This window comes from Cupriavidus basilensis OR16, assembly GCF_000243095.1.
GTDB lineage: Bacteria > Pseudomonadota > Gammaproteobacteria > Burkholderiales > Burkholderiaceae > Cupriavidus > Cupriavidus basilensis_D.
In genome coordinates this window covers 1-215 of record NZ_AHJE01000266.1, presented here as the reverse complement: position 1 = coordinate 215, position 215 = coordinate 1, and the positions used below count along the sequence as shown (strand labels likewise).

Annotated in this window: 1 protein-coding gene; it reads right to left on the bottom strand. The window is 58.6% G+C overall.

The annotated features are described in order from the left end of the window. Positions 1-30: 30 nt before the first annotated feature. Positions 31-215, bottom strand: a 185-nt coding sequence (locus OR16_RS47040) for a hypothetical protein (protein ID WP_237717400.1), incomplete at its 5' end; no start/stop codon positions are given.

Genomic DNA, 215 nt, shown 5'->3' with positions numbered 1-215 from the left:
GCAGTTTCACCTCCCCTGCGGGGGGGCGACCTACTTTTTTGTCTTGCCAAAAATGTAGGCAAAAAAGCGCCCCATACGGCCTTGACACACCTTCACGGCTCGCTTCGCATCGCGAGTAGGTGTTTCCCGCCCACAGGCGGGAAACACGGCCGAACCAGTGGGAGCAAAACCGGTGGGGATCAAAACACGATGCGGCTTAGCCGTGATTTGCGCCC